Source organism: Acinetobacter sp. V91_7, assembly GCF_031799075.1.
In the GTDB taxonomy this organism is placed as follows: domain Bacteria; phylum Pseudomonadota; class Gammaproteobacteria; order Pseudomonadales; family Moraxellaceae; genus Acinetobacter; species Acinetobacter calcoaceticus.
Genome location: NZ_JAVQNT010000042.1, coordinates 124,601 through 147,433, shown reverse-complemented (window position 1 = coordinate 147,433; position 22,833 = coordinate 124,601). Strand labels below are relative to the sequence as shown.

25 protein-coding genes are annotated in these 22,833 nt (G+C 38.9%); 8 read left to right on the top strand and 17 right to left on the bottom strand.

All coding sequences use genetic code 11. The annotated features are described in order from the left end of the window. Positions 1 to 145 precede the first annotated feature (145 nt). A complete protein-coding gene (locus tag RMB03_RS21090; protein WP_336622893.1) occupies positions 146 to 676 on the top strand; it encodes an NMCC_0638 family (lipo)protein in 531 nt (176 codons plus the stop codon). A gap of 60 nt (positions 677 to 736) precedes the next feature. Here the strand turns inward: RMB03_RS21090 and RMB03_RS14925 are convergent, their stop codons facing one another. After that, positions 737 to 2,110, bottom strand: a complete 1,374-nt coding sequence (locus RMB03_RS14925) for a dihydrolipoyl dehydrogenase (RefSeq protein ID WP_311076752.1) — start codon at positions 2,108 to 2,110, stop codon at positions 737 to 739. Positions 2,111 to 2,257: 147 nt separating this feature from the next. On the opposite strand from RMB03_RS14925, the gene RMB03_RS14920 reads away from it, so the two are divergent. Beyond that, complete coding sequence (locus RMB03_RS14920) at positions 2,258 to 3,733, top strand: Ig-like domain-containing protein (protein WP_311076751.1); 1,476 nt, start codon at positions 2,258 to 2,260, stop codon at positions 3,731 to 3,733. Positions 3,734 to 4,025: 292 nt separating this feature from the next. Here RMB03_RS14920 and RMB03_RS14915 read toward each other — a convergent pair whose 3' ends face one another. Continuing rightward, positions 4,026 to 4,361 (bottom strand): TIGR01244 family sulfur transferase, encoded by a 336-nt coding sequence (locus tag RMB03_RS14915; RefSeq protein WP_005036085.1) that lies wholly within the window; start codon positions 4,359 to 4,361, stop codon positions 4,026 to 4,028. A 189-nt stretch (positions 4,362 to 4,550) separates the two neighbouring features. Between RMB03_RS14915 and RMB03_RS14910 the strand changes: the two genes are divergently transcribed. The 3 genes from RMB03_RS14910 to RMB03_RS14900 are packed head-to-tail and all read left to right on the top strand — an operon-like array spanning position 4,551 to position 6,306. Beyond that, entirely contained in the window at positions 4,551 to 5,447 is an 897-nt protein-coding gene (locus tag RMB03_RS14910; RefSeq protein ID WP_311076750.1) for an alpha/beta hydrolase, read from the top strand. Continuing rightward, a complete protein-coding gene (gene trxC, locus RMB03_RS14905) occupies positions 5,448 to 5,885 on the top strand; it encodes a thioredoxin TrxC (RefSeq protein ID WP_004638738.1) in 438 nt (145 codons plus the stop codon). It abuts the gene before it with no gap. Between the two features lies 1 nt (position 5,886). After that, on the top strand, positions 5,887 to 6,306 hold the full coding sequence (locus RMB03_RS14900) for an acyl-CoA thioesterase (protein ID WP_281832575.1): 420 nt from the start codon (positions 5,887 to 5,889) through the stop codon (positions 6,304 to 6,306). 39 nt (positions 6,307 to 6,345) lie between these two features. Here the strand turns inward: RMB03_RS14900 and RMB03_RS14895 are convergent, their stop codons facing one another. Together RMB03_RS14895 and RMB03_RS14890 are read right to left on the bottom strand one after the other, a co-directional pair. Next, positions 6,346 to 6,840: a DUF4442 domain-containing protein gene (locus RMB03_RS14895; protein WP_209734957.1), complete on the bottom strand. Its 495-nt coding sequence runs from the start codon at positions 6,838 to 6,840 to the stop codon at positions 6,346 to 6,348. A 35-nt stretch (positions 6,841 to 6,875) separates the two neighbouring features. Continuing rightward, the gene (locus RMB03_RS14890; RefSeq protein ID WP_005036089.1) at positions 6,876 to 7,364 is read right to left on the bottom strand and encodes a YajQ family cyclic di-GMP-binding protein; all 489 of its coding nucleotides are present in this window, start codon (positions 7,362 to 7,364) and stop codon (positions 6,876 to 6,878) included. Positions 7,365 to 7,455: 91 nt separating this feature from the next. On the opposite strand from RMB03_RS14890, the gene RMB03_RS14885 reads away from it, so the two are divergent. After that, the gene (locus tag RMB03_RS14885) at positions 7,456 to 7,770 is read left to right on the top strand and encodes a rhodanese-like domain-containing protein (RefSeq protein WP_004638747.1); all 315 of its coding nucleotides are present in this window, start codon (positions 7,456 to 7,458) and stop codon (positions 7,768 to 7,770) included. A 37-nt stretch (positions 7,771 to 7,807) separates the two neighbouring features. Here RMB03_RS14885 and mnmC read toward each other — a convergent pair whose 3' ends face one another. The 4 genes from mnmC to RMB03_RS14865 are packed head-to-tail and all read right to left on the bottom strand — an operon-like array spanning position 7,808 to position 11,126. After that, positions 7,808 to 9,682 (bottom strand): FAD-dependent 5-carboxymethylaminomethyl-2-thiouridine(34) oxidoreductase MnmC, encoded by a 1,875-nt coding sequence (mnmC, locus tag RMB03_RS14880; RefSeq protein WP_311076749.1) that lies wholly within the window; start codon positions 9,680 to 9,682, stop codon positions 7,808 to 7,810. A gap of 23 nt (positions 9,683 to 9,705) precedes the next feature. After that, positions 9,706 to 10,170, bottom strand: coding sequence for a hypothetical protein (locus RMB03_RS14875; RefSeq protein ID WP_311076748.1), 465 nt, complete (start codon positions 10,168 to 10,170; stop codon positions 9,706 to 9,708). Between the two features lie 4 nt (positions 10,171 to 10,174). Then, complete coding sequence (locus RMB03_RS14870; RefSeq protein ID WP_311076747.1) at positions 10,175 to 10,477, bottom strand: YciI family protein; 303 nt, start codon at positions 10,475 to 10,477, stop codon at positions 10,175 to 10,177. Between the two features lie 34 nt (positions 10,478 to 10,511). Next, the gene (locus RMB03_RS14865) at positions 10,512 to 11,126 is read right to left on the bottom strand and encodes a septation protein IspZ (protein ID WP_045435602.1); all 615 of its coding nucleotides are present in this window, start codon (positions 11,124 to 11,126) and stop codon (positions 10,512 to 10,514) included. A 44-nt stretch (positions 11,127 to 11,170) separates the two neighbouring features. Between RMB03_RS14865 and RMB03_RS14860 the strand changes: the two genes are divergently transcribed. Beyond that, on the top strand, positions 11,171 to 12,022 hold the full coding sequence (locus tag RMB03_RS14860) for a PHP domain-containing protein (protein WP_004638753.1): 852 nt from the start codon (positions 11,171 to 11,173) through the stop codon (positions 12,020 to 12,022). A 4-nt stretch (positions 12,023 to 12,026) separates the two neighbouring features. Here the strand turns inward: RMB03_RS14860 and RMB03_RS14855 are convergent, their stop codons facing one another. Further along, the gene (locus RMB03_RS14855; RefSeq protein ID WP_003655126.1) at positions 12,027 to 12,938 is read right to left on the bottom strand and encodes a bestrophin family protein; all 912 of its coding nucleotides are present in this window, start codon (positions 12,936 to 12,938) and stop codon (positions 12,027 to 12,029) included. A 61-nt stretch (positions 12,939 to 12,999) separates the two neighbouring features. Next, a complete protein-coding gene (gene radC, locus RMB03_RS14850; protein WP_311076746.1) occupies positions 13,000 to 13,719 on the bottom strand; it encodes a RadC family protein in 720 nt (239 codons plus the stop codon). A 99-nt stretch (positions 13,720 to 13,818) separates the two neighbouring features. On the opposite strand from radC, the gene coaBC reads away from it, so the two are divergent. After that, a complete protein-coding gene (gene coaBC, locus RMB03_RS14845; RefSeq protein WP_005050195.1) occupies positions 13,819 to 15,072 on the top strand; it encodes a bifunctional phosphopantothenoylcysteine decarboxylase/phosphopantothenate--cysteine ligase CoaBC in 1,254 nt (417 codons plus the stop codon). Positions 15,073 to 15,136: 64 nt separating this feature from the next. On the opposite strand, the gene secF is transcribed toward coaBC, so the two are convergent. The 7 genes from secF to queA form a co-directional block, all read right to left on the bottom strand. After that, positions 15,137 to 16,102, bottom strand: coding sequence for a protein translocase subunit SecF (secF, locus tag RMB03_RS14840; RefSeq protein ID WP_311076745.1), 966 nt, complete (start codon positions 16,100 to 16,102; stop codon positions 15,137 to 15,139). Between the two features lie 8 nt (positions 16,103 to 16,110). After that, entirely contained in the window at positions 16,111 to 18,012 is a 1,902-nt protein-coding gene (gene secD, locus RMB03_RS14835; protein WP_311076744.1) for a protein translocase subunit SecD, read from the bottom strand. Between the two features lie 51 nt (positions 18,013 to 18,063). Further along, positions 18,064 to 18,393 (bottom strand): preprotein translocase subunit YajC, encoded by a 330-nt coding sequence (gene yajC / locus RMB03_RS14830; RefSeq protein WP_003655131.1) that lies wholly within the window; start codon positions 18,391 to 18,393, stop codon positions 18,064 to 18,066. 97 nt (positions 18,394 to 18,490) lie between these two features. Further along, entirely contained in the window at positions 18,491 to 19,624 is a 1,134-nt protein-coding gene (tgt, locus tag RMB03_RS14825; protein WP_311076743.1) for a tRNA guanosine(34) transglycosylase Tgt, read from the bottom strand. Positions 19,625 to 19,777: 153 nt separating this feature from the next. Beyond that, complete coding sequence (locus RMB03_RS14820) at positions 19,778 to 20,347, bottom strand: LemA family protein (protein WP_311076742.1); 570 nt, start codon at positions 20,345 to 20,347, stop codon at positions 19,778 to 19,780. A gap of 85 nt (positions 20,348 to 20,432) precedes the next feature. Then, the gene (locus RMB03_RS14815; RefSeq protein ID WP_311076741.1) at positions 20,433 to 21,461 is read right to left on the bottom strand and encodes a hypothetical protein; all 1,029 of its coding nucleotides are present in this window, start codon (positions 21,459 to 21,461) and stop codon (positions 20,433 to 20,435) included. 235 nt (positions 21,462 to 21,696) lie between these two features. Beyond that, positions 21,697 to 22,734, bottom strand: a complete 1,038-nt coding sequence (gene queA, locus RMB03_RS14810) for a tRNA preQ1(34) S-adenosylmethionine ribosyltransferase-isomerase QueA (RefSeq protein ID WP_311076740.1) — start codon at positions 22,732 to 22,734, stop codon at positions 21,697 to 21,699. Positions 22,735 to 22,833: the final 99 nt, after the last annotated feature.

Here is a 22,833-nt window from a genome sequence, read left to right as displayed (position 1 = left end):
ATCGCCAGCTCATTATTCTAAACACCCTCAACTTTACAGTTGAGGGTGTTTTTTTTATGTCTGGAAAATTGAAAATGATAGAGTAATTTTGGAATGAATTATGATATAAACCAAATACCTTAAAATGATAACAAGAGTATAAATAATGAAATTTGTAGGATTAAAAATATTTGTCTGTATGCTAGCTATAGCACTTGGTAGTAAATCTATCTATGCTAATGAAGCTGTAGAAAGTTTATTTAGCACAAAAGTTTTTTTAAATATTTGTGTTAGTTCTAGAGGAAATCCAGAAATAATAAATAAACAAGCAAAAAATATGGGGTTTATTCAAATGCCTAATGAGTATGCTGCACATTTTTTAAAAGATTATAATGGGAACGCTTGGATAATAAACTCTTCAGAAGGAAAGTTGGTTATTACTCAACTTGATAATGGCGTATGTTCATTATTTATAAATAAAGGAAAATCAACTGAAATTCAGAAGAGTTTAGAAAGCTGGTTGCCACCCAAATCTACTGGTTTAACTTACAAAAAGGAAATATCTAAAGATAAAAATTTAACCACAACAAATTATATTATTTCTAAAGATGGAAAGGCTTTAGAGACATGGATATATACTAGTTCATCTGAAAAAAATGCTTCACTAGTTGCGGTTATTTCCCATCAAATGAATTAATTAAAACAATTTAATGTATGGAAGAGCCAACCTTTATTAAAAGAGCTCTTCTAAAATTGATTATTTCAACTGTCTACGAGCATGTTTTAAAGCAGTTCGAAGACCTTCTTCTAGAGTCGGGTGATAAAAAGGTTTCTCTAAAATATCATTTAAAGTTAAATCTTCACCTATTATCCAGCTTAATAGATGAGCCATATGCTCTGTTGCTTCTGTAAATAACTCAGCACCGAGAAGTTTTTGACTGTCTCTGTCTATATAAACCTCAATGGCACCTTTATTTTTTCCAAGAACGATAGCTCTGCCTTGTCGTTCATAAGAAGCTTCACCTGTAATAAAGTCTATACCAGTGTCTTTTAGTTGTTTATAGCTTTGTCCAACAATCGCCATTTCTGGATCACTAAATACAATTCCTAATGAAGTAAGAGTCTTAACTGGATTGACTTGTGGATAGTTCAAACAGTTATGAACAACCTTTTTCCCCTCATGTGCTGCTTCATGTTGTAATGGTGTTGAGGTATAAGCATCACCCACAATAAAAATTGGATAGGTCTCTAATTGCTTGGTTTTTGCATTTATAGGTAATGACTTAATATCTTTAAAAGAATCATCAATATTTTCTAGTTTTAAAGTATCAAGTAAACTTGAACGGCCAGTTGCAGCTAGAACATATTCAACTTTGAGAGTTTTCTCTTTTTCTTCAAGCTTATAATTTAATATGACACCCTCAGAATTACACTTAACTTCACTTGGTAAAGTCTCGAATAGAATTTTTAATTCTTTCCCTAGCTCTTTTTGCGCAAGTTGTTGAAGTTTCGAGCTAGTCAGTATTCCAATTCGTTTACTGCGAGCAAATATAGTGGTTTCTACGCTCAAACGATGCAAGGCTTGCGCGATCTCAAGGGCAATCACACCACTACCAATGACGGCAATAGATTTAGGTAGTGTTTTTAATTCGAATATTTGATCTGTTGTTATAAGTCGATTACCGAGTTCTTGCTTCCAGGCTTGATCATAATTAGGAGTTGAACCAACCGCCAGAATAAAACTTTTTGATTGGTAATGTTTCCCGTTAACTTCTACAGTCTGTGCATCAATAAAATGTGCTTTACCAGAAATTTTATGTTTAGCAGGCCATTGTTCTACATCTTTTAAAGTTGCTTGTGTAAAACGATCACGCAATGTTTGTACATGCTGCATAACCTGAGTCGTATTAATTTTTGCAGATACATCCAAAGCGACCTCTTGAGCATTTTGAATGTCAAACATACGGTTTGCTGTAGAGATGAGGATTTTACTCGGCATACAGCCTACACGAGCGCATGTCGTATCCCATGGCCCATCGTTTATAATTAAAAGATTATTAGTGTGTTTAACTGCTTCTTTATAGGCGCTAATACCAGCGGTACCTGCACCAATGATAATAATATCGAACATTATAAATTCCATTATCTATGAATTTTTCATTTAACAGGTTACACAATAAAACATAATGTAATTTATGTTTACAGAGTGTAGTGAATATGATTACACTAATAATATAAATAATTAAAAAATCTTATACCTTTAGGAAAGATTGGGGAAATGAAAAGTATGTATAAAAAACAACTTACCTTGAAGTTGTCGGCTATTGCTGTATCTATTATGTTAGCAAGTTGTGGCGGGGGAGGTGGAGATGGTTATTATCAAAATGGCTCATCAAATAGCAACTCATCATCTGGAAATAATAGCAGTTCTCAGCAAATAACTGCTTCAGCATTAAAGATAGAACTTGATAAATTATCAGTTACGGCGACGAATGATACTTTAACAGTCACTGTTAGAGCTTTAGATAAAAATAAAGGTGGCGTTGCTGGTGCTAATGTTACTTTGGCATTAGTTGATCCAACAAATAATGTGTCTATAGAGGGGGTATCAACCCAAACTACAGATGCAGCAGGTAATGCTGTATACATTATAAAAACACCAAAAACATCAATTTCACTAAATGAGTTGGTGAAAAATGGTTTTAAATTAATTGCATCTACAAATAATGGTACGCTTACTCAAGAACAAACTATAACAGTGACAGGCAGTAATAGTACTGTTGAAGCTGATACCACGAGTATCGTATTGTTTGATGCAACAAAAACTTCTCTAAACGTTAGAGGAGATCAGACAACAGTTACATTAACAGCTGTAGATGCAAATGGTTCCACTTTGGCGAATCAGGCGATTACACTTAAAGTTAAAAACTCAGCTTTAAACGGTGTCAGATTTACACCGAATGCAACTCAAACAGATGCGAATGGACAGATCAGCTATACTTTATCTTTTAGTGAAAATCAAAGAAATTCCTCATATAATGCTGCACAATTTGTGACAGATGATCTTGTCCTAGAAGCTAACTTTGGTCAATCAACGAAAATTTATACTTATAAACTTGATGTTGTTAATTCTGATGTACCGGTAGCGGTGGGTGCAATTGCTGTAGCATATAATCCGACGACCATGGAAGACTCAAGCGATGGAGTCTATTACTATAAAAATATCTCAGTACAAGTGACTGATGTAGATGGTAAGCCAATAGCAAATCAAGATGTAACAATGGGTGTTAATGCTCTTGCCTATTATAAAGGGCGATTCGGTTTCGTTGATACTTCTAGTCCTGCTGATGGTAAATCAGATGAATATCTTCCTGTTATTAGAGCCGCGTGTACTTCACCAGTTCAAGCTGTAAATGTTAATGGAGAAGTTATTAATCAATTAAAGCCGCTTAAAGAAAATTCAACGGTCCAAGTTGTATCATATATTAATAGTGCAGGTACCGCTGCAACGAATAATAAATATACGACAGATACGAATGGTCGCTTTGATCTTAAGATTCAATATCCTAAAATTTATGCATCATGGTTAACTGTTCAGCTAACGGCTAAATCTACAGTTTCAGGAAGTTTAATCAGGGGATCTACATCTTTAACTTTAGGTTATTTAAGTAAAGATGTTAGTCTTATTGATCTTAATGGACCGAATATAGAAAGCCCATATGGACTAGATCCAAATTGTGCAAATGGTAATTAATGTAAAAAGAAGCAGCATTTAAGCTGCTTCTTTTTTAGATATGTGTACCCATAGTTACTCCAACTGTAGGCTTTACTTGCATTGATGAGCATGCTGTAAGAATTAAGCAGGTTAAAAGAGCAAATATAAATTTATTCATAAAAATTAATAAAAGATTCAAAAAGATTTAAATACTTTAGATCAATATTATTTTTAGTTCTGTTGAGTTCGTGCAGAGATATGCAAACTAAGTTATCAAAAAACCCTACTTTAAAGAAGAAATAGGGTTTTATAAAATATTAATTTTTAAAAATTAATCGTCTAGCAAATCCATTTGTTTTGCTAATTGATATAGATTGTTTGAACGGTTTCCTGTACGGCAGAACATAAGTACAGGTTTTGGCAACTCATTGTAATGATTTGCGAAAGTACGTACATCGAGTTCTGTAATCTGTCCAGCTACAACAGGTTGATAAACGTAGTCTAAGCCTACTTGGCGTGCTGCTTCTTCAATTTGAGCACTTGTAGGTTGTTCTGGGCCGCCTTCCATATCTGGTCGATTATTAATAATCGATTTAAATCCTTTTTCTACAACTTGGCCAACATGCTCTGGACCAATTTGACCTGCGAAACCAACATTCTCTGACATTTCGTCACTCCAAAATTTAACAAAACCTCTTATGCTGTATCATAGCATTAAGCTTAACCTGAGATACAAGACACTCGTGTGTTGTTCTGACTGAGAAAGTTATGCCTTATAGCTAAGTTATAAATTTTAAAAATGATCATCAAGCTATTTTAAAATTGGTTATTCATATTCTATTTCAACGGAGCACATATGCACGCTTATACGGTTGAGCCTTTATATGTTCCATGTGGTCAGGAAACGATCGCAGCTGATTTTTATATTCCAAAAACAAATAAAAAATCTGCCGTAATTATTATGGCCCATGGTTTTGCTGCGTTGCGTCAATTTAAATTAATCCAATATGCTCAGCGGTTCGCTCAAGCAGGTTACGCTGTTATTCTGTTTGATTATCGCTATTGGGGTGGGAGCACTGGCAAGCCAAGAGAAATGGTCTCCATCAACTCACAGTTAGAAGATTGGAAGACCGTAATTCAATATGCTTCTACCTGTAAGCTTGTGGATAATCGAAGGATCGTGTTGTGGGGGACTTCATTAAGTGGGGGATATGCGCTAAGTCTGGCGTCTGAATTAAAAAATATTCAGGCAATTTTAGTACAAATTCCTTATGTCGATGGAGCTGAAACTGCCAAGCTTTATCCTTTACAGCGCTATCCTCAAGCATTGAAGTTATCGAGTCAGGACTATATGGGATCAAAAATGGGGCTTAATCCCAAAAGATTGCCTGTCATCGATCAACATAATTTATGTTTTATGCCTACAGCTGATAGTTATTATGGTTATTTATCGATTGTAAATCCTGACTATTATTGGAGTGGGGAAGTCCCAGCCCGTGTCTTTTTTAATTTGATGAGATACCGTCCAATTCAAGTTGTACGCCAGATTAATATTCCGGTTTTATTTATTGCAGCCCAAAAAGATTCCCTTATTCCTATTGAATCAAGTCGCGAAGCTGCGACAAATATTGCGCCTTTTGTGAGTTATCATGAGTGGGATATGAAACATTTTGATATTTATCACGGTTCATGGTTTGAAAAAGCAGTGATAACCCAATTAGAATTTTTACATCAGCATATAGGAGTGGTGTAAATGATTATTGTATGTGCATCGTGCGGTGCAAAAAACCGAGTTCCGGAAGAAAAACTTCCTGAGCAACCAAGCTGTGGGCAATGTCATCAGCCATTACTACCGCTTGCACCTATTGAGTTAAATGAGCAAAATTTTAGTAACTACATCACGAATAGTGATCTACCTATTTTCATAGACTTATGGGCAGAATGGTGTGGACCTTGTAAAATGATGGCGCCACATTTTGCACAGGTCGCAAAACAGAATCCAGGCGTTATTTTTGCCAAGATTAATACCGAAGAATCTCCTCGCTTGAGCCAAGCTTTTCATGTGAGAAGTATTCCGACACTTGTCTTAATGAACAAAACGACAGAGGTTGCACGTATTAGCGGCGCATTACGTGCGCCTGAATTGCAGCAGTGGCTTGATCAACAACTTCAAACGAATTTCGGGAGCTAAGGTGTCAGAAGCTTATACCAAACCAGAAGGGGTTTTATCCTTACAAACGATTGCCATGCCAGCCGATACAAACTGGAGTGGTGATGTGTTTGGTGGATGGATTGTGTCACAAATGGACTTGGCTGGAGCAATTCACGCAGAACGTTTCAGTCGTGGTCGTTGTGCTACGATTTCCATTAATCAAATGACCTTTTTGGTTCCGGTAAAGGTTGGCTTTGTCATTAGCTGCTATACCAAAATCTTAAAAGTTGGAAATACTTCTATTCAGATGCAAATTGAAGTTTGGGATAGTCATGATGACTCTCGTGAGCCAATACGCATTACCGAAGGAGTTTTTACCTTTGTAGCAGTTGATGTGAAAGGTAATAAGCGTCAGATTCCTGAAGAAGCGAGACAAAAGTTTTTAACATCTTGTGAATAATAAAAAAGCCCAAATTCAAATTTGGGCTTTTTTATATCTTTATTTCTTACGTTTAGGTAACCATGCCCACAGCATTTGGCAATGAATTGGTTCATTGCCTGCATCATCAATAACAGTAACCGGAATTACAAGTTCACCTTTCTCATTATCCGCAATAAACTTTTGCTGTTCAGTAGATAACGTTGCGGTGGCAGTCAAACCGCCTTCAACCACTTTTAAATAATCTACATGCAATGATTTGATTAATAAAATGCGGTTATCAGGAATGTGTAAACCCGTTAGGAAACCAGTCGCAGTTTCTGCTAAAAGAGCCATAGCAGCAGCATGGACTCCTTTAATATGATTCTGCATATTTTTTTGATTTTCTAAACGGACAGTAACGTGGTTTGAGTCTACTTCCAGATAGCGAATATTTGCTGTACCCACCATTGGTACGATACGACCAAACGCCTTGCTCCAAAGTGTACTCCGAATACCTTTAGGGAATTTTGAAGTCGCTTTTACCAGTTTTGATAGACGATTGGATTGAGACATGGAATTACCTTAGCTTTAAATGTCACGACAAGAGATTAATCTTTAAAGTTATTAAACTGTAATGGCACACCAAATTGTTGTTCACGTAAAAAATTCATCACTTGTTGTAAAGTGTCGCGCTTTTTATCCGTTACACGAATTTTGTCGCCTTGGATAGAAGATTGCACTTTAACGCCACTTTCTTTAATGGCTTTATTAATTTTTTTTGCAGTATCTGAGTCAAGACCGTCTTTAAGTTTAATGACCTGTACAAAATTTTTGCCTGAAGCAGCAGCTTTTTGCGGGTCTAGAGCTTGTATATCAATTTTACGTTTGTAAAAATGATTTTCTAACATGTTGTAAACTTGTTCACACTGGAAATCACTTTCGGTACTGATTTTAATTTCTTTATTTTTTTCGTTTATTTCGACTGAAACATCATGACCACGAAAGTCAAAACGTGTTGCAATCTCTTTTTGTGTGTTCTGTACAGCATGATTAACTTCAAAAATCTCTAATTCAGAGACAATATCGAAAGAAGGCATAGTTTAGACCTTTACAAAGGGAAAGAATATTTGAGATGCTAAGAGGGTTTTCTTCATTTGCCAAGTGTTGTTTACATCAAAGGAGTGCACAATGATCCGTAAACAAGAAATTACAACATTTGAATTCCCAGAAAATGCTGTTATCTGGGATGTCCGTGATACAAATGCTTATGCAGAAGGGCATGTTAAAGGTGCGGTAAATCGCCCGATTAATGATTTGAATGCTGATATTTTGAACCAGGTCTCTGCGGGTCAGCCGATTTATATTTTATGTGGTGGTGGTAGCAAAGCTCCTCGTGCAGCTGAGACACTAGAAGGATTCGATGCCTCGCGTGAATATGTCGTGCTGATGGGGGGGACACGTGCAGCTCGTGATGCCGGCTTGCCTCTAGAGCAGGGCGCATAAAAAAAAGCACCTTCGGGTGCTTTTTTATGGAATTGAACTATTGTGGTTTGAAATAAGGCTTTTTAGGTTTTACTTTTTTTTGGAATCGTTGCGGATTCAATTTTTGTAATAGGCGGTCCGGTACTGGACAAGCTTCTCCTAACATTTGGGCAACTAAGATCTCACTGCATAGCGGAGCAAATAAGAAGCCTTTAGAGCCAAGACCAGCAAAAGTAGCAATTCGGCTATTCTCGTGCATTTTTCCAACGAGAGGAAAATAATCTAAGCTTTGTGCGCGGATAGATGCTCGGCCTTGCCAAGTAGTCGTAGAAGGCAATTGTTGTGCATATTCAGGGAATACGCTGTGGATTAATTCAAAGTTATGCACATGGTCTTCTGGCACTACTTCTTGATCCTCACGATTTGGGTAGAAAGACGCACCTAAAATCATCTGTGAAGCATTAAGTTGCATACAGTAGCCGCCATAGCTATAAGCTTCCTGTATAGGTAGGGGAGCAAAAGTATTGTCAACCCAGCTTACTTGCCCACGTATTGGTTTTAACTGTGGATAGCTTTCAAAAAAAGTCGCGCTTTGACGTGCACAGCACACAACAACATTGTCTGCCTCTGCAATAACTTCATTGCCAGTCTTCAATTGAACTTTATTTTCACAAGATACAAGCTCTGTAATATTGAGAATTTTTAAATCGATCAAAGGATGTTGCAAAATTTCATCACGTAGTTGATGTGGTGAAACCGAGCCCGCTTCGGTAAGTAAAACACTTGAATATGCAGTTTCAAGTGAGTTGGTTGAGTGAGTAACAACCTGAGCTGGATATTGATTTACAAGATCGAGAAGTTCGTCTGCATTTTTCAAGGCGATTTGTTGTATTTGAAGTGGACGAAATGCTTGAAAATTTTTATAAAAATTCAAGGCATGTTGCCAACTTAAGGTCATCAGATGTTCATGACTTTGCTCAATTGGGCATAGTTTTGGATTAAGTAGGGCTAAAGGGTTTCCAGAAGCGCCAGATAATGCTTCTGTTCGCTCATATAGGGTGACTTGATGCCCTCGCGCTGCACATGCCCACGCCGTAGTTAAACCAGCTATACCGGCCCCAATAATCGCAATATGCTGTTGTCCCTTACCCAATGAATGAACTAGGTCTAATGAGGAGGACTCATCATCAGATTGAGGTGGGTTCCAGATTGCTTTGAGCATTTCCCGTTTATGCCGAAAACCACGTGGACGAGAAATATTAATACCATGCGCTTTTAGCCCACGTTTTAAAACACCCGCGACACTAAAAGAGGAAAATGTACTGCCATAGTCAGAAAGACGAACAATATGGTTTAAAACATTTTGTTCCCACATGTCTGGATTGCAAGAGGGCGCAAAGCCATCTAAAAACCAAGCATTTATTGCTTTAGTTTTAGCCATGCTTGGGAAAATATCTTGTGCATCCCCTAGCCATAAGTCGATGCTAAAACGTTCTTCAGGGAAACTTAAACGATGACATCCGGCAATAGGTAGCGGATATTGTTCAATTATCTGGTCTGCAAGTGGTTTAAGCTCATCCCAGACATTTAAAGCGCGAATGAGGTCGGCTTTACTTAATGGAAATTTTTCAACACTAATGGCGTGTAAATGGCTTTGATTATCAGGACGGACTTGTTGCCAAAGTTGCCAAAGTGCAAGAATGTTTAAACCCGTACCAAAACCGGTTTCTCCTACACTGAAATATTCAAAATCTTTTAGATTGGCTAAGCGCTCTGATAAGTCGTTACCATTTAGAAAAACATGCCGTGTTTCAAGCAAGCCATTATCTTTAGAGAAATAGACATCACCAAATTGTTTGGAAATGGGAACCTCGATACCATCGATTAATTCCCAGTCCAGTTCTGCTGTTTGTATACGGTTTGATACGTTCATTTAGTTTAATAGATCGCTTGGGTTTACCACTGGCGTCGACGTTTTGTATGGATATAACTAGAGATAAAGAAACCCAGCAATACGCCACCAGCTAAGGTAACCGCGCCATATAAAAACATTTGCGCACTACGTTCGCTTTGTAAGACTTGAACCTGAACAGAGAGGCTATCATTTTTTAACTGTAACTCTTGGTTCTGGGCGAGTGCTTCAAGGTTGGCATGTTCTAACTGTTTTAAACGAGATGCTTGATCTTGAACTAAAGCTTTGATTTTCGCATCTTGCTGTTGTTTATTCTTTGCAAGTTGCTCAGCCGTGAGTGGTTTTATTGCGGTCGACGCCGTTGTACCAGCTGTTGGAACTGGCTTGTTCGCAATCTGAGTTGAAGGTGCACTTGGAGGAGTCGTTGCTGGTGTGGCAGCAGGTTCAACTGCACTAGCAGTTGAACAGATCAAACACAAGCCGAGAAAGCTTTTTATTGCAGGGTGCATATGATTACCCTTTTGGAAATGCTTTATTAAACGGTTTTACATCAATATGAGCATAAATGCCTTCTTTGAGAAATGGTTCTTCTTTTAACCATTCGTCTAATGCTTCGTGACTGTCGAATTCAACAATCATGGTGCTGCCATAAAAACCTGCTTGAGGATCATTCGGGTCTTTTGGCATAGCTCCCGCTGTAACAAGGCGGCCTTCATCATCAAGTTTTTGCAAACGTTCGATATGCTGAGGGCGTACGGCCAAGCGTTTTTCTAAAGTTCCTTCGTTATCGGTACAGCTTAGAACAAAAAAAGGCATGTAATCGTATCTCTGTAATCAATCAGGAATCATTTTAAGCTTCAGGTGACTTAAAATGTTTACGTAAAATAATGAACTGAATAATGATAAATGAAAACATGACAATCATGTCACCAAATGCAGTGAATTCACCCCAATATTTTCCGCCGTGAAATAAAAACGCGAAGAAGATATGTAAACAAGACATCACCACAAACATGACTGCCCAAGCAAAATTTAGATTTTTCCAACCTTTTTCACTTAACTCTAAAATAGGGTCAAATAGACGTCGTATGAGTGGCTTACGATCTTTACCAAACCAAGGTGAAACTAAGAATGCACCTGCAAAAACCAAATTCAAAATTGCAGCTTTCAGACGAATATAGAAATCATCACTTAACATGAGGGTGATGCCACCAAAAATGACAGTCATAAACAATACAAACCACTGTTGTTTATCTAGACGGAATTTTTGGAAAACAAATAGGGCACCATATACCACAAGCATTGAAATAATTAAGCCAGTAGTCGCTACAAGAATATTATTATTATCGGCACCACCAGCAGACCCGATCAGTTTAAGTAAAGGATGCTGTGTATCGGTTGGATCAACTGTTTTATATAAATAGAAGAAAATAATTAATGGAACAAAGTCCAGAAGTGCTTTCATGTTAGAGTATCTGATCAGGTTTGGTGAATGGCATAGTATAAAAGATGCAAGGCATAGATTTACATACACATAGCAATATTTCTGATGGAACTTTGTCTCCAGAATTACTGGTGCAAGCTGCTATAGATGTGAATTTGCATACTTTGGCTTTAACTGACCACGATACAATGGATGGGTTGCAGCGAGCTAGAATTGCTGCACAAGGTCATGATTTAAAAATCATTTCTGGTACAGAGATTTCAAGTCAGTGGTCACGTCCAACAACGAAGAAGAGTTATGGCGTACATATTGTTGCTTTAAACATGCAAAATGAAGCACCAATTTTAGAAGCATTAGAACAACAAAAAAGAGTACGAGCGCAAAGAGCTAAAGTAATTTGCGATTTATTAGAAAAATGTATTGGTTTTCAGATTTATGAGGATGTTCTTGCCAAAGTAGAAGATCAGGCAGACCGCATCACCAGAACACACATTGCTAAAACACTGGTCGAAAAGAAAGTTGTAACCCGTCCTCAACAAGCGTTTGATCGTTTCTTAAAAGAAGGAAGACGTGCTTTTGTAAAGTTTGAAGGATTAGGGTTGAAAGAAACAATTGACATGATTCACGAAAGTAAAGGGTTGGCAGTTTTAGCACATCCGACTCGTTATGATTTATCTGCAACTAACGTTCGATATTTAATTGAATTGTTCGCAACTTCAGGTGGAGACGCAATTGAGCTACCTCCACCGATGGAAACTTTATCTACTCGCCAGATGATTGATCGGATGATTGAGCAATATCAATTAGCTGTATCGATTGGCAGTGATTTTCATGGTGAAAATATGCCATGGATTAAGCTGGGAAATACACCTAAACCAACGGCTAATCAGCAAGGTGTTTGGGAACGTTTTCTCTAAGACATTACAACAAGTTATTATCTTGAGCTTGAATTGGTGGTGGGGTAGGTTTCCCCAAAGTCCCTAAAAGTTCAATTTCGATACTACGCACCATGGCGTCTAAAGGTAAATCATTACTTTGGGTACCGAAAGGCTCTTCAATTTCCGAGCTGAGTGCATCAAGTCCTAAGAATGTATATGCTAAAATTCCCACCAGTAAAGGTGTTGCTAACCCAAGCAATGAACCAAGACTGAATGGCAACATAAAACAGAAAAAATAGACAGTGCGATTGAGCAAAACTGAATAGGCAAATGGAATTGGTGTATTGGCGATTCGGTCACAGCCAGTTTGCACGACACTTAAATCTGCAACATTTCTATTCATCTGTGCATAGATGATGTCTGAGATTTCACCTTCTTTAAGCGCTTGCAATAATTCCCAATGAATGAGGCTAAGTGTGTACTGAGGGGCATTATTTTGCTGATAGAGCTGGGTGAGTGCTTGCTGGCTCATACCGCTGGTTTGTATGAGCTCAGTTGGGTTCGCGGTCTGACGACGTAAACGATCTCGTAACACATTAGCAAAAACAATCACATGCTGAATAACACGTTCACGGCGGGCTTGAGTCAAGATTCTGCAGTCACGGTCAAAATGGCGTGAAGTTGCAATTAAAACGCCCCATAATTTTCGGGCTTCCCACCAACGGTCATAACATGCAGTATTTTTAAATCCTAAGAAAATAGAAAGTACGACGCCAATAAGAGTAAAGCCAACCAAAGGAATCTCTGGAAAGCGATAAAGATTGATATATTCTACGCCCCCAATGATTGCCGAAATCAGCATAACGACCCCTAGAGAGGGTAAAATTTTGGGTAAAATTGTCCCTCGCCAAGAGAATAATACTTTGAAAATACTAGGCTGCTCACGAACAATCATTTTGTTTTTAACGTCACTATTTTTGCTTTGATCTTCTAGGCTTAGTGCCCCTTTGTCAATATCATTGAACTGATATTATTGTTGGGTTGAGCAGTTGTTGTTCAGCAAATGAAAAGCTTCCTTCGGGTGAGATAATAAAATGATCCAAGAGGCGTATTTCGACAAGCTGACAGGCATGTTCCAGTTGCTGAGTTAAGGCAATATCTTCGGCAGAAGGCTGCGCTGAACCAAATGGATGATTGTGTGCAATGACCAGTTGGCAAGCATGTTGCTGTAGAGCGTAGCGTAAGGTTTGATTGACTGAAACCGCACAATGTTGAACTGACCCAAAAAATAACTTTTTAAAGTGAAGTTTTCTTAATTCAGGGTCTAGACAAAGCACTGCAAAGACTTCTTGTTTCTCGCCTTTTAATTCGTAGCGCAAATAATCCAAAACTAAATCAGAAGAGTGGAGACTAAGATTGTTTTGCTGAAAGTGATGATCGAGATAACGCCGCCCGAGTTCTTTGACTGCCAATAATTGTGAATATTTTGTTGCTCCAATTCCATTAAATTGAGTTAACTCACTTAACGATGAATCAAATACTGAATTTAGGCTACCAAAGTGCTGAATGAGTAAACGTGATAGTTCGACTGCTGAATGTTGTCGTGAACCTGAGCGAAGAAAAATCGCCAGTAGCTCTGCATCAGATAGACTTTGCGGACCTTGTTGTAATAACCGTTCTCTTGGCCGTTCTTGTTCGGGCCAATTTTTAATAGAAGTATTCATATTCCCCAGCATAATTCGCTTAAAATTTTATTTTGTTTGCCCAATCAATCTTGGGTCTGCGCGTATTTAATGCTATTGTGAGCGCCACTGCAACAGTAAGGTATCCTGTTCGTGAGCTTTGATCTAAGTGTTATTCCTCATAAAAACATTGTTTTAGCTGTCACTGGCGGAATTGCTGCCTATAAAAGTGCCATTTTAGTCCGTCGCCTTAAAGATTATGGCTTTGATGTGCGTGTGGTCATGACACATGGTGCTCAGGCATTTATTACCCCACTAACGTTTCAGGCTCTTTCTGGTAATCCCGTTCATACTGAACTTTTAGATCCTGCGGCTGAAGCTGGGATGGGACATATTGAATTAGCGCGTTGGGCTGATTTATTACTGGTTGCGCCTGCAAGCTGCGATACTTTGGCAAAATTTGCGCATGGTTTAGCAGATGACTTGCTCAGTACAGTGTTTTTGGCAACAAAATCTCCTGTGTGGGTTGCGCCTGCCATGAACCAGCAAATGTGGGCAGCCAAAGCAACACAACGAAATTTACAAACCTTGGTCGAAGATGGCGTACATGTGATTATGCCGGATGCGGGTGAGCAAGCGTGTGGTGATGTCGGTTTAGGCCGTATGCCAGAGCCAGAAGAAATTGCAAGGCAAGTCGCTGGCTATTTTCATCAGGCTCAACGTGCAATCGCTGAAAAATTTGGCTTGTTGGCTGGAAAGCGAGTTGTGATTACCGCTGGACCAACGCGTGAAGCGATTGACCCTGTTCGTTATATCTCGAACCACAGTACTGGTAAAATGGGCTTTGCTTTAGCCGCTGCTTGTTACGCTGCTGGTGCACAAGTGACGCTAATTGCTGGACCTGTAAGTTTAGATACACCAAATGGTGTAAAAAGAGTAAATGTTGCCTCAGCACGACAAATGTTAGATATCAGCATGGATTCGTTAGAAACAGGCTGTGATATCTTCATTGCAACTGCTGCAGTCGCGGACTATCGCGTAGCAGAAGTTGCCGAGCATAAAATTAAGAAGGCAGGGGATGAGTTGAATGTATCTCTTGTGAAAAATCCGGATATTGTGGCAACCATTGCGGGTCAGGAAAAACGTCCATTTATGGTGGGCTTTGCAGCCGAAACACAAAATGTTGAAGAATATGCAGCAGGAAAACTAGTCGCTAAAAAACTAGATATGATTGCATGTAACGATGTGTCTCGTGCAGATATTGGTTTTGCTTCTGATGAAAATGCCATGACGGTTTTCTTTGCTGAAAACTATCACATGAAAAAGCGTGAGTTAGAGAAAGCATCTAAACAAGAAATTTCGCAACAGTTGGTTGAAGCGATTTCGGATGCATTGCGCCGTAAATAATATGCTTTAAATAAAAAAACCGCGAATGAATCGCGGTTTTTTTATATGTCTTACTTTATCCAACTTAAGGAATTTCATCTTCAAATTCAGGTTTAACCTGAACGATGAAGTCCTGACGGTTAAGTCCACGCCATAAGGCAAAAGCTGTACCGATATAAATTGAAGAGTAAGTACCTACAAAGACACCAACAAACATTGCAACAGCGAACCAGTGTAGACCATCACCACCTAAGAACATCATTGCTAGAACTACAAGCAATAAGGTCATTGATGTATGAATGGTACGACGTAAAGTTTCGGTTAAAGCAATATCGATGATTTCACGAGGAGTCGCTCCGCGAATTTTACGGAAATTTTCACGGATACGGTCTGACACTACAATGTTATCGTTAAGCGAGAAGCCAATGACAGCAAGTACCGCAGCTAAAACCGTAAGGTCAAATGGCCATTGGAATAATGCAAAAGCACCAATAATAATGATGATGTCGTGGAATAAAGACATCACGGCACCCATCGCGAGTTTGAACTCGAAACGGATCGTCACGTAAATCAACATTAAGATAAGTGCAAGTGCAACCGCACCAGCAGAGCGAACATAAAGCTCGTTACCAACTTGACCACCTACAGAGTCCACTTTATGAACTTCTGCGGCATTGTTTGGCAACTGTACAGCCTTAGTAATCGTGTTATTAAGGTCTTCAACCTTAACTTCTTGTACCGGCATGCGCACAAGTAAGTCTTTATTGCTACCAAGTGTCTGTACTACAGCATCTTTAAAGCCAGCTTTGTCGAGTGCCTGAATAACTTCAGACTGATTTGCTGGTTGAGCGTAGTTAAGCTCAGCTGAAACACCACCTGTAAAGTCCAAACCGAGGTTAAGACCTTTAGTTACAATAAAGAAAATACTCGCTAACGTAATAAGGATCGAGAAGATTGCCGCAGGTTTGGCAATCTTCATGAACGGGATGATTTTTGCATCATCCGGACGTCCATATTGTTTTGAATCTTGTTGAGTCACTTTAGTCATCATCGATCTCCTTAAATGCTCAACTTTTTCAAATTACGGCGTTTACCATAAATGATTTGTACAATTGCGCGAGTCACTGTAATTGCAGTAAACATCGAACACACAATACCAATCATTAATGTTACGGCGAAACCTTTGATCGGGCCTGTACCAATTGCAAACAAAATGAATGCAACGAGGAACGTCGTTAAGTTCGAGTCAAAAATGGTGTTGTAGGCTCGATCATAACCGGCCACAATGGCCTGTTTGGGCGATGCACCCCAGAGCATTTCTTCTCGAATACGCTCACATATCAATACGTTCGCATCGACGGCCATACCAATGGTAATAACGATACCCGCAATACCTGGTAAGGTGAGGGAAGCCCCAATCCATGACATAACCGTTAAAATCATTGCCAAGTTAACAACGAGTGCAAAGTTAGCGATTAAACCGAATAGACGGAAGAAAACCACCATCCAGATTGCAACAAGCAAGAAGCCGATTTGAGTTGATAATACGCCCTTATCAATGTTTTCTTGACCAAGGCTTGGACCAACTACACGTTCTTCAACAAAATACATTGGCGCAGCCAAAGCACCTGCACGTAGCATTAATGCAAGTTCTGATGCTTCTTGAGGAGAACTTAAACCGGTAATACGGAAAGTTGAACCTAAAACGGCCTGAACTGTTGCAGCATTGATGACTACAGATTCAGTGTATGGAGTACGAACTTCTGTTTGTGCGCCAGTTTTAGGATCTGTGACATAAGTGATTTTTTGCTTATTTTCGATGAACAATACCGCCATGCGTTTACCAACAGCATTACGAGTTGCATCGGACATAAGCTTACCGCCAGCGCTGTCGAGGGTAATATTTACCTCGGCACCACCAGAGTCTTGACTAAAGCCAGAGCTTGCATTTTGAACACGCTCACCCGTCAAGATACGGTTACGTTGCAACAAAAGTTGACGGCCGCTATCTAAAGACTCATAAGCAAAAACTTCTGTGCCCGGAGGTAAAGGTTGACCATTATATTTACCTGTATATGGGTCAATATATTGATCATTTGCGTCAGAAACCAAACGGAATTCGAGGTTTGCAGTACGGCCTAAAACACGTTTCGCTTCAGCTGTATCCTGAACACCCGGTAATTCAACGACAATACGGTTGCTACCCTGACTTTGTACCAATGCTTCTGCAACACCAAGCTCGTTAATACGATTACGTAATGTTGTTAAGTTTTGATTCACCGCATATGACTGAATTTCTTGGCGACGTACATCAGTATAAGAAAGCTTTAAAGTAGAACCTGTAGAGCTTGCTAATGCCTGTTGGGTATATTCATTCCCATTACGACGTAAAAAATCCATTGCTGCATCACGGTCAGCATTGTCAGCAAATTGAACTGTGATCACATTATTGGTTAATGCAAGACTGTTAAATTTGATCTTGTTTTCACGGAACTGACGACGCAAATCGGTGGCAGAAGTTTCCATACGTTGGGCAACGGCTTTGTCCATATCTACTTCAAGCAAGAAGTGGACACCACCACGTAAGTCCAAACCAAGTTTCATTGGTTTTGCCCCAATCTTTTGCAACCATTCCGGTGTGGTTGGTGCAAGGTTTAGGGCGACAACATATTGATCACCTAAGTCACGGCGTAATACTTCTTTTGCTTTCAACTGCGCTTCAGAAGAGCTGACACGCAATAGGGCAGCATTATTTGTAAAAGTATTATCGTGACTTGCAAGGTTTGCTGTTTTTAAAATTTGCTCTGCTTTTTGCACCACACTTTGATCAATTTGGGTGCCAGCTTTGGCACCGGAAATTTGAACGGCGGGCTCATCCGGATATAGACTAGGCAGTGCGTATAATGTACTGATTACCAGAACAACCAGAATCAGTAAATATTTCCATGCAGGGTAACGCATTCGCTTTCTTCTTAAATGAAAAAGCCGTGCTAAAGCACGACTGTTTTATGATTAAAGGTTATTTAGAGTGCCTTCAGGCAATACTGAAATTACGCTGGCACGCTGAATTTTTACTTCTACACCACGGCTAAGTTCAACAACTGCATAGTCACCTTCAATTTTGGTCACTTTGCCCATTAAACCACCAGCGAACACAACTTCACTACCTACACCTAAGCTCTCGATTAAAGAACGGTGCTCTTTAGCACGTTTTGCTTGAGGGCGCCAAATTAAGAAATAAAAGATTGCAACGAATACGACAATCATCAAGATGTTTGGCAAAATACCTGTAGTTGGGCCAGCTGCCGGTGCTGCATGTGCAGCAGAAATTAAAAAGCTCATTTTGATTTCCTAAAGTTAAAAATATGAGTCAGATACCTGACATAATCCTAATTCGTTTTGCAATTTACCTTGTCTTGAGGTTGAGCGCAAATCGGGCTTATTCATCAACCAGACATGGTGGAACTTCTAAACCACGACGGGCATAAAAGTCCTGAACAAATTCGTCAAATGTGCCATTCTCTAATGCATCACGCATACCTTCAGTTAAACGTTGGTAATAACGTAAGTTATGAATGGTACCGAGCATAGACGCTAACATCTCTCCACATTTTTCAAGATGGAATAGATAAGCACGGGTAAAGTTCTTACAAGTGTAGCAATCGCAATGTGGATCGAGCGGGCTCTGGTCATGGCGATATTTACTATTACGAATACGTACCAGACCATCAGTGACAAAATAATGACCGTTTCGCGCATTACGGGTTGGCATTACACAGTCGAACATATCGACACCGCGGCGCACCGCTTCAACGATATCTTCCGGTTTACCAACGCCCATCAAGTAACGCGGTTTATCTTGTGGCATTTTGCTTGGTAGATAATCTAAAACTTTGATCATCTCATCTTTAGGTTCACCTACAGATAAACCGCCAATCGCATAACCGTCAAATCCGATTTCAAGAAGACCATTTAAAGACTCATCACGTAAGTCTTCATACATACCGCCTTGAATAATGCCAAATAATGCATTCTTATTTTTGAGCTCATCATGATGATGGGTTTTACAACGTTTTGCCCAGCGTAAAGAAAGCTGCAATGATTTTTGTGCTTCTTCATGAGTTGCAGGATAAGGTGTACATTCATCAAAAATCATGACGATGTCAGAGTTCAAAACTTGCTGAATTTCCATAGAAATTTCAGGAGATAAAAATACTTTTGAACCATCAATCGGTGAGCGGAAAGTAACACCTTCCTCTTTGATTTTGCGCATTGCGCCAAGACTAAAAACCTGGAAACCGCCAGAGTCAGTCAAAATTGGCTTATCCCATTTAATAAAGTTATGCAAACCGCCGTGTTCTTTAATCACTTCAAGACCCGGACGCAAATATAAATGGAATGTATTTCCTAAAATAATTTGTGCCTGAATGTCTTCGATATCACGCGGTAACATACCTTTGACTGTGCCGTAAGTCCCCACTGGCATAAAAACAGGTGTTTCAACAACACCATGCTCTAAAGTTAAACGACCACGACGGGCGCGCCCCGACTGACCTAATTTTTCAAACTTCATCTAAAAATCCTGAACACGAGCAGAGGCGAAGAAACAGTTCGCTGCTAAAAAGAGAGCTATTTTCCTTGATTCTGCGATGTAGTTCTACTACTAAATGTAGCTGGCTATAAAATAGATAAAATTTCCGACAGGTTAGGGGCTGTTTTTTTCCTATTAAAAATTAGGTTTATAGTCAAAATTTTCATTAACAAGATTATCCTTAAAAGGACGAATAGCTTTCTTAGATAAAGTTAATGTATTGATGAGATTGTTAGGGAATACTTCAATTTGGTTATTAAATAATTCTACATTACGGTTAAAGATACTAATCGCAGCACCTACATTTTCGTTTTGTTCCTGAATATCATCCATCATCTTGCTATAGAGTGAATCGGCTTTAAGCTCAGGATAATTTTCAACCACAACATTTAAACTTCGAATCAGTTCTTGGCTCATTTTCTCGATTTGGTGTAGCTGAGAAATATCAGTGTTATTCACATTTAAATTAAGAATTTGTTGACGTAGTTCGGTGACTTTTTCTAATGTCGATTTTTCAAACTGAGTATATTGATTCAGTGTTGTTTCAAGCGCTTCTAAAGTTTTGACTTTTTGACGCTCGAAATTGGTAACCTCTGCCCAAGCACGTTTGGTCGCATTAAAATAACGTACGATGGTATTGCGGATGTGAACGCCCCAGACAATCAGTACAACAAAAATCCCCAGGAAAATAAATAAACCAGTCATGGTCGGTCCTCTTATTGTTATTCCCTCAGTACACTTTTGGATGTCTCATTTTTTAATGAGTCACCAGTTAAGTAATACGAGAGATTTATTTAATTAAGTTCAACATAAATTGCTGAAATTTTTCATATTGCGGCATGGTCATGGTACGCAAGTGCCCACGCAATGCTGAAACATCATGAATTTCACTTTGCTTACCGGTGGTCTGAAAAAGGTTTTGCTCACCCAGATAACACAAAATTTGTTCTTCGTGATGATAAATTAAATCACCTGTAAAGTGCTGAAAAAAGTCATGTAATTTTAAAGTTAGACTTGGGCTGACTTCTTTGGCTAACTGATGTTGATTAACCCCAAAAATATTAAGTTCTTGGTTAATCAAAATATCACTACTTTGCCATTTACTGCTGTAGGGAGTAAAAAACCGAGAACGCTGATTGCTGACAGCAATACCTAGGGCAGGCATTTCAAATATAAAAGCGCCCCATAAATCTTTATGAATTTCTTTTATAATTTTTTTATCGCTACTTTGATCTTGAATAATTGGTATTTCATTAACGTAATGATATTGAAACAGCAAGACTTGATGATCGGTTACGCCATCGTTCCATGTGACCGAAGCATATTGGGTAATTTCGTTAGATTCAGTCCCTCGGTTAAACAGTGGGAAATACTGTTTTAATTTGCTCAGAACTAAAACTGGCTGCGCATGAATGGGAAGATAGGCTGGCAACTGCTGAAATTGTAAACCATAACGCAATATCACCATACGCTGTTCTAGATAACGAACGACTTGCGTTAAAGGTTCTTGAGATTGATAGAGTAAATACGCCAGAAACCCTGTTAAAAATGCACCTAAAAAGCTCCAAATATATTGAATATGCGGATGAAGAAAATAGCCAAAGGCCAATATTGTGATGCTGCAAATTGCGAGTAAGTAGGGGAGCACATTAAAAAAGCGAAGGTTGTGATCTTCACGCCAAGGATGTAAAGCATCTAAAAGATCTTGGGCTGAATGAGATTTTTGTCCAGCATCCCAAAGTCGAGCAATATTGCGAAAAACCTGTGTATTTTTTTTACGTCTTATATGAAGAGCTTCTTGTACGGTATCGATTGGCATGGAGGTAATGAGTTGATTATCATAAAAAAGTGCTATCTAAGATTATCTTTTAAATTGAAAGAGATAAATACTAAATACTTTTAAATTAAGAAATTGTCTTCAAAAAATTGATGCTTGAGTTTTATCTATAAATTTCTGAAACTCACAGGATTAAATTCATTATTTTTTATTGTAAACATTTGGGCTGGGTTAAACCTTTTAATTTACCAGTGTGGTTTAACCCAACCTTAATTTTTTAAACTTCTAATTTATCAATCAGCATTGCATCGCCATAACTAAAGAAACGATAGTGGTTTTTAACTGCATGTTCATAGGCAGCTAAAATGTTGTCGCGATTTGAAAGAGCTGACACCAACATAAGCAGGGTCGATTCTGGTAAATGGAAGTTGGTAATTAAACGGTCTACGATGCAGAACTCATAGCCTGGATAGATAAAGATTTGTGTGTCGCCAGTCCAAGCCGCAATTTTACCGCCATGAGCTTGAGCTGCACTTTCTAAAGCACGTGTTGCAGTTGTACCTATGGCAATCACTTTATTTCCGCGTGCTTTAGTCGCCAAAATTAAATCAATTGTTTCTTGAGGTACATCACACCACTCACTGTGCATGATGTGGTTGGTAATGTCATCAGTACGAACTGGCATAAATGTGCCAGCCCCAACATGTAAAGTCACAAAAGTTTTTTGAACATTTTTTTGTTCTAATTTTTCTAAAAGTGCTTCATCAAAATGTAAGCTTGCAGTGGGTGCGGCAACACTGGCAATTTTTTCAGGATTATGAAAAACCGTTTGATAACGTTCGGTGTCAATTTCTTCTGCTTCACGGTTAAAGTAAGGCGGAATAGGTAATTGACCATATTGCTCAAGGACAGGCAAGATTGGCTGTGAAAACTCAACCACAAATAAATTTTCGTGACGGCCACGAACAATCACAGGAATGTTATCTGCACCAACAAAAAGCTCGGCACCTGCTTTAGGCGAGTTGCTAGATTTGATATGACAATACGCTGTGGTGTGGTTCAGCATGCGCTCAACCAAAATCTCGATAGCACCGCCTGTAGAACGTTTTCCTTTAAGTCGTGCTTTCATGACTTTTGTGTCATTGAGCACTAACAGATCACCTTCTTCGAACAGATCGATAATGTCTGTGAACATGTGATCGTGATATTGACCCTTTGAGTCTAAGTGCAACAACCGTGAAGCACTACGTGATTCGAGAGGGTAACGGGCAATAAGTTCATCAGGTAATTCAAAGGAAAAGTCAGACAGTTGCATATTTAGAAAAAAACACCGCAAAAATTGGGCCTAGTATAAACTTTTTCGCTTTTTTATGGCTGTGCTTCTGGCTTAAATCATGAAAAATGTTTAAGTGAT

Bases quoted from the DNA above. Each gene is read 5' to 3' on its own strand.
- RMB03_RS14815 (WP_311076741.1), bottom strand. From the start codon at position 21,461: ATGCCAATCGATACCGTACAAGAAGCTCTTCATATAAGACGTAAAAAA.
- secD (WP_311076744.1), bottom strand. From the start codon at position 18,012: ATGCGTTACCCTGCATGGAAATATTTACTGATTCTGGTTGTTCTGGTA.
- RMB03_RS14895 (WP_209734957.1), bottom strand. From the start codon at position 6,840: ATGTCTCAATCCAATCGTCTATCAAAACTGGTAAAAGCGACTTCAAAA.
- RMB03_RS14875 (WP_311076748.1), bottom strand. From the start codon at position 10,170: ATGCACCCTGCAATAAAAAGCTTTCTCGGCTTGTGTTTGATCTGTTCA.
- RMB03_RS14820 (WP_311076742.1), bottom strand. From the start codon at position 20,347: ATGACTGGTTTATTTATTTTCCTGGGGATTTTTGTTGTACTGATTGTC.
- RMB03_RS14920 (WP_311076751.1), top strand. From the start codon at position 2,258: ATGAAAAGTATGTATAAAAAACAACTTACCTTGAAGTTGTCGGCTATT.
- RMB03_RS14925 (WP_311076752.1), bottom strand. From the start codon at position 2,110: ATGTTCGATATTATTATCATTGGTGCAGGTACCGCTGGTATTAGCGCC.
- radC (WP_311076746.1), bottom strand. From the start codon at position 13,719: ATGCTGGGGAATATGAATACTTCTATTAAAAATTGGCCCGAACAAGAA.
- mnmC (WP_311076749.1), bottom strand. From the start codon at position 9,682: ATGAACGTATCAAACCGTATACAAACAGCAGAACTGGACTGGGAATTA.
- RMB03_RS21090 (WP_336622893.1), top strand. From the start codon at position 146: ATGAAATTTGTAGGATTAAAAATATTTGTCTGTATGCTAGCTATAGCA.
- RMB03_RS14865 (WP_045435602.1), bottom strand. From the start codon at position 11,126: ATGAAAGCACTTCTGGACTTTGTTCCATTAATTATTTTCTTCTATTTA.
- RMB03_RS14855 (WP_003655126.1), bottom strand. From the start codon at position 12,938: ATGATTGTTCGTGAGCAGCCTAGTATTTTCAAAGTATTATTCTCTTGG.
- RMB03_RS14890 (WP_005036089.1), bottom strand. From the start codon at position 7,364: ATGCCTTCTTTCGATATTGTCTCTGAATTAGAGATTTTTGAAGTTAAT.
- RMB03_RS14860 (WP_004638753.1), top strand. From the start codon at position 11,171: ATGCAAGGCATAGATTTACATACACATAGCAATATTTCTGATGGAACT.
- tgt (WP_311076743.1), bottom strand. From the start codon at position 19,624: ATGAAGTTTGAAAAATTAGGTCAGTCGGGGCGCGCCCGTCGTGGTCGT.
- RMB03_RS14885 (WP_004638747.1), top strand. From the start codon at position 7,456: ATGATCCGTAAACAAGAAATTACAACATTTGAATTCCCAGAAAATGCT.
- RMB03_RS14870 (WP_311076747.1), bottom strand. From the start codon at position 10,477: ATGCCTTTTTTTGTTCTAAGCTGTACCGATAACGAAGGAACTTTAGAA.
- queA (WP_311076740.1), bottom strand. From the start codon at position 22,734: ATGCAACTGTCTGACTTTTCCTTTGAATTACCTGATGAACTTATTGCC.
- yajC (WP_003655131.1), bottom strand. From the start codon at position 18,393: ATGAGCTTTTTAATTTCTGCTGCACATGCAGCACCGGCAGCTGGCCCA.
- secF (WP_311076745.1), bottom strand. From the start codon at position 16,102: ATGATGACTAAAGTGACTCAACAAGATTCAAAACAATATGGACGTCCG.
- RMB03_RS14910 (WP_311076750.1), top strand. From the start codon at position 4,551: ATGCACGCTTATACGGTTGAGCCTTTATATGTTCCATGTGGTCAGGAA.
- RMB03_RS14915 (WP_005036085.1), bottom strand. From the start codon at position 4,361: ATGTCAGAGAATGTTGGTTTCGCAGGTCAAATTGGTCCAGAGCATGTT.
- trxC (WP_004638738.1), top strand. From the start codon at position 5,448: ATGATTATTGTATGTGCATCGTGCGGTGCAAAAAACCGAGTTCCGGAA.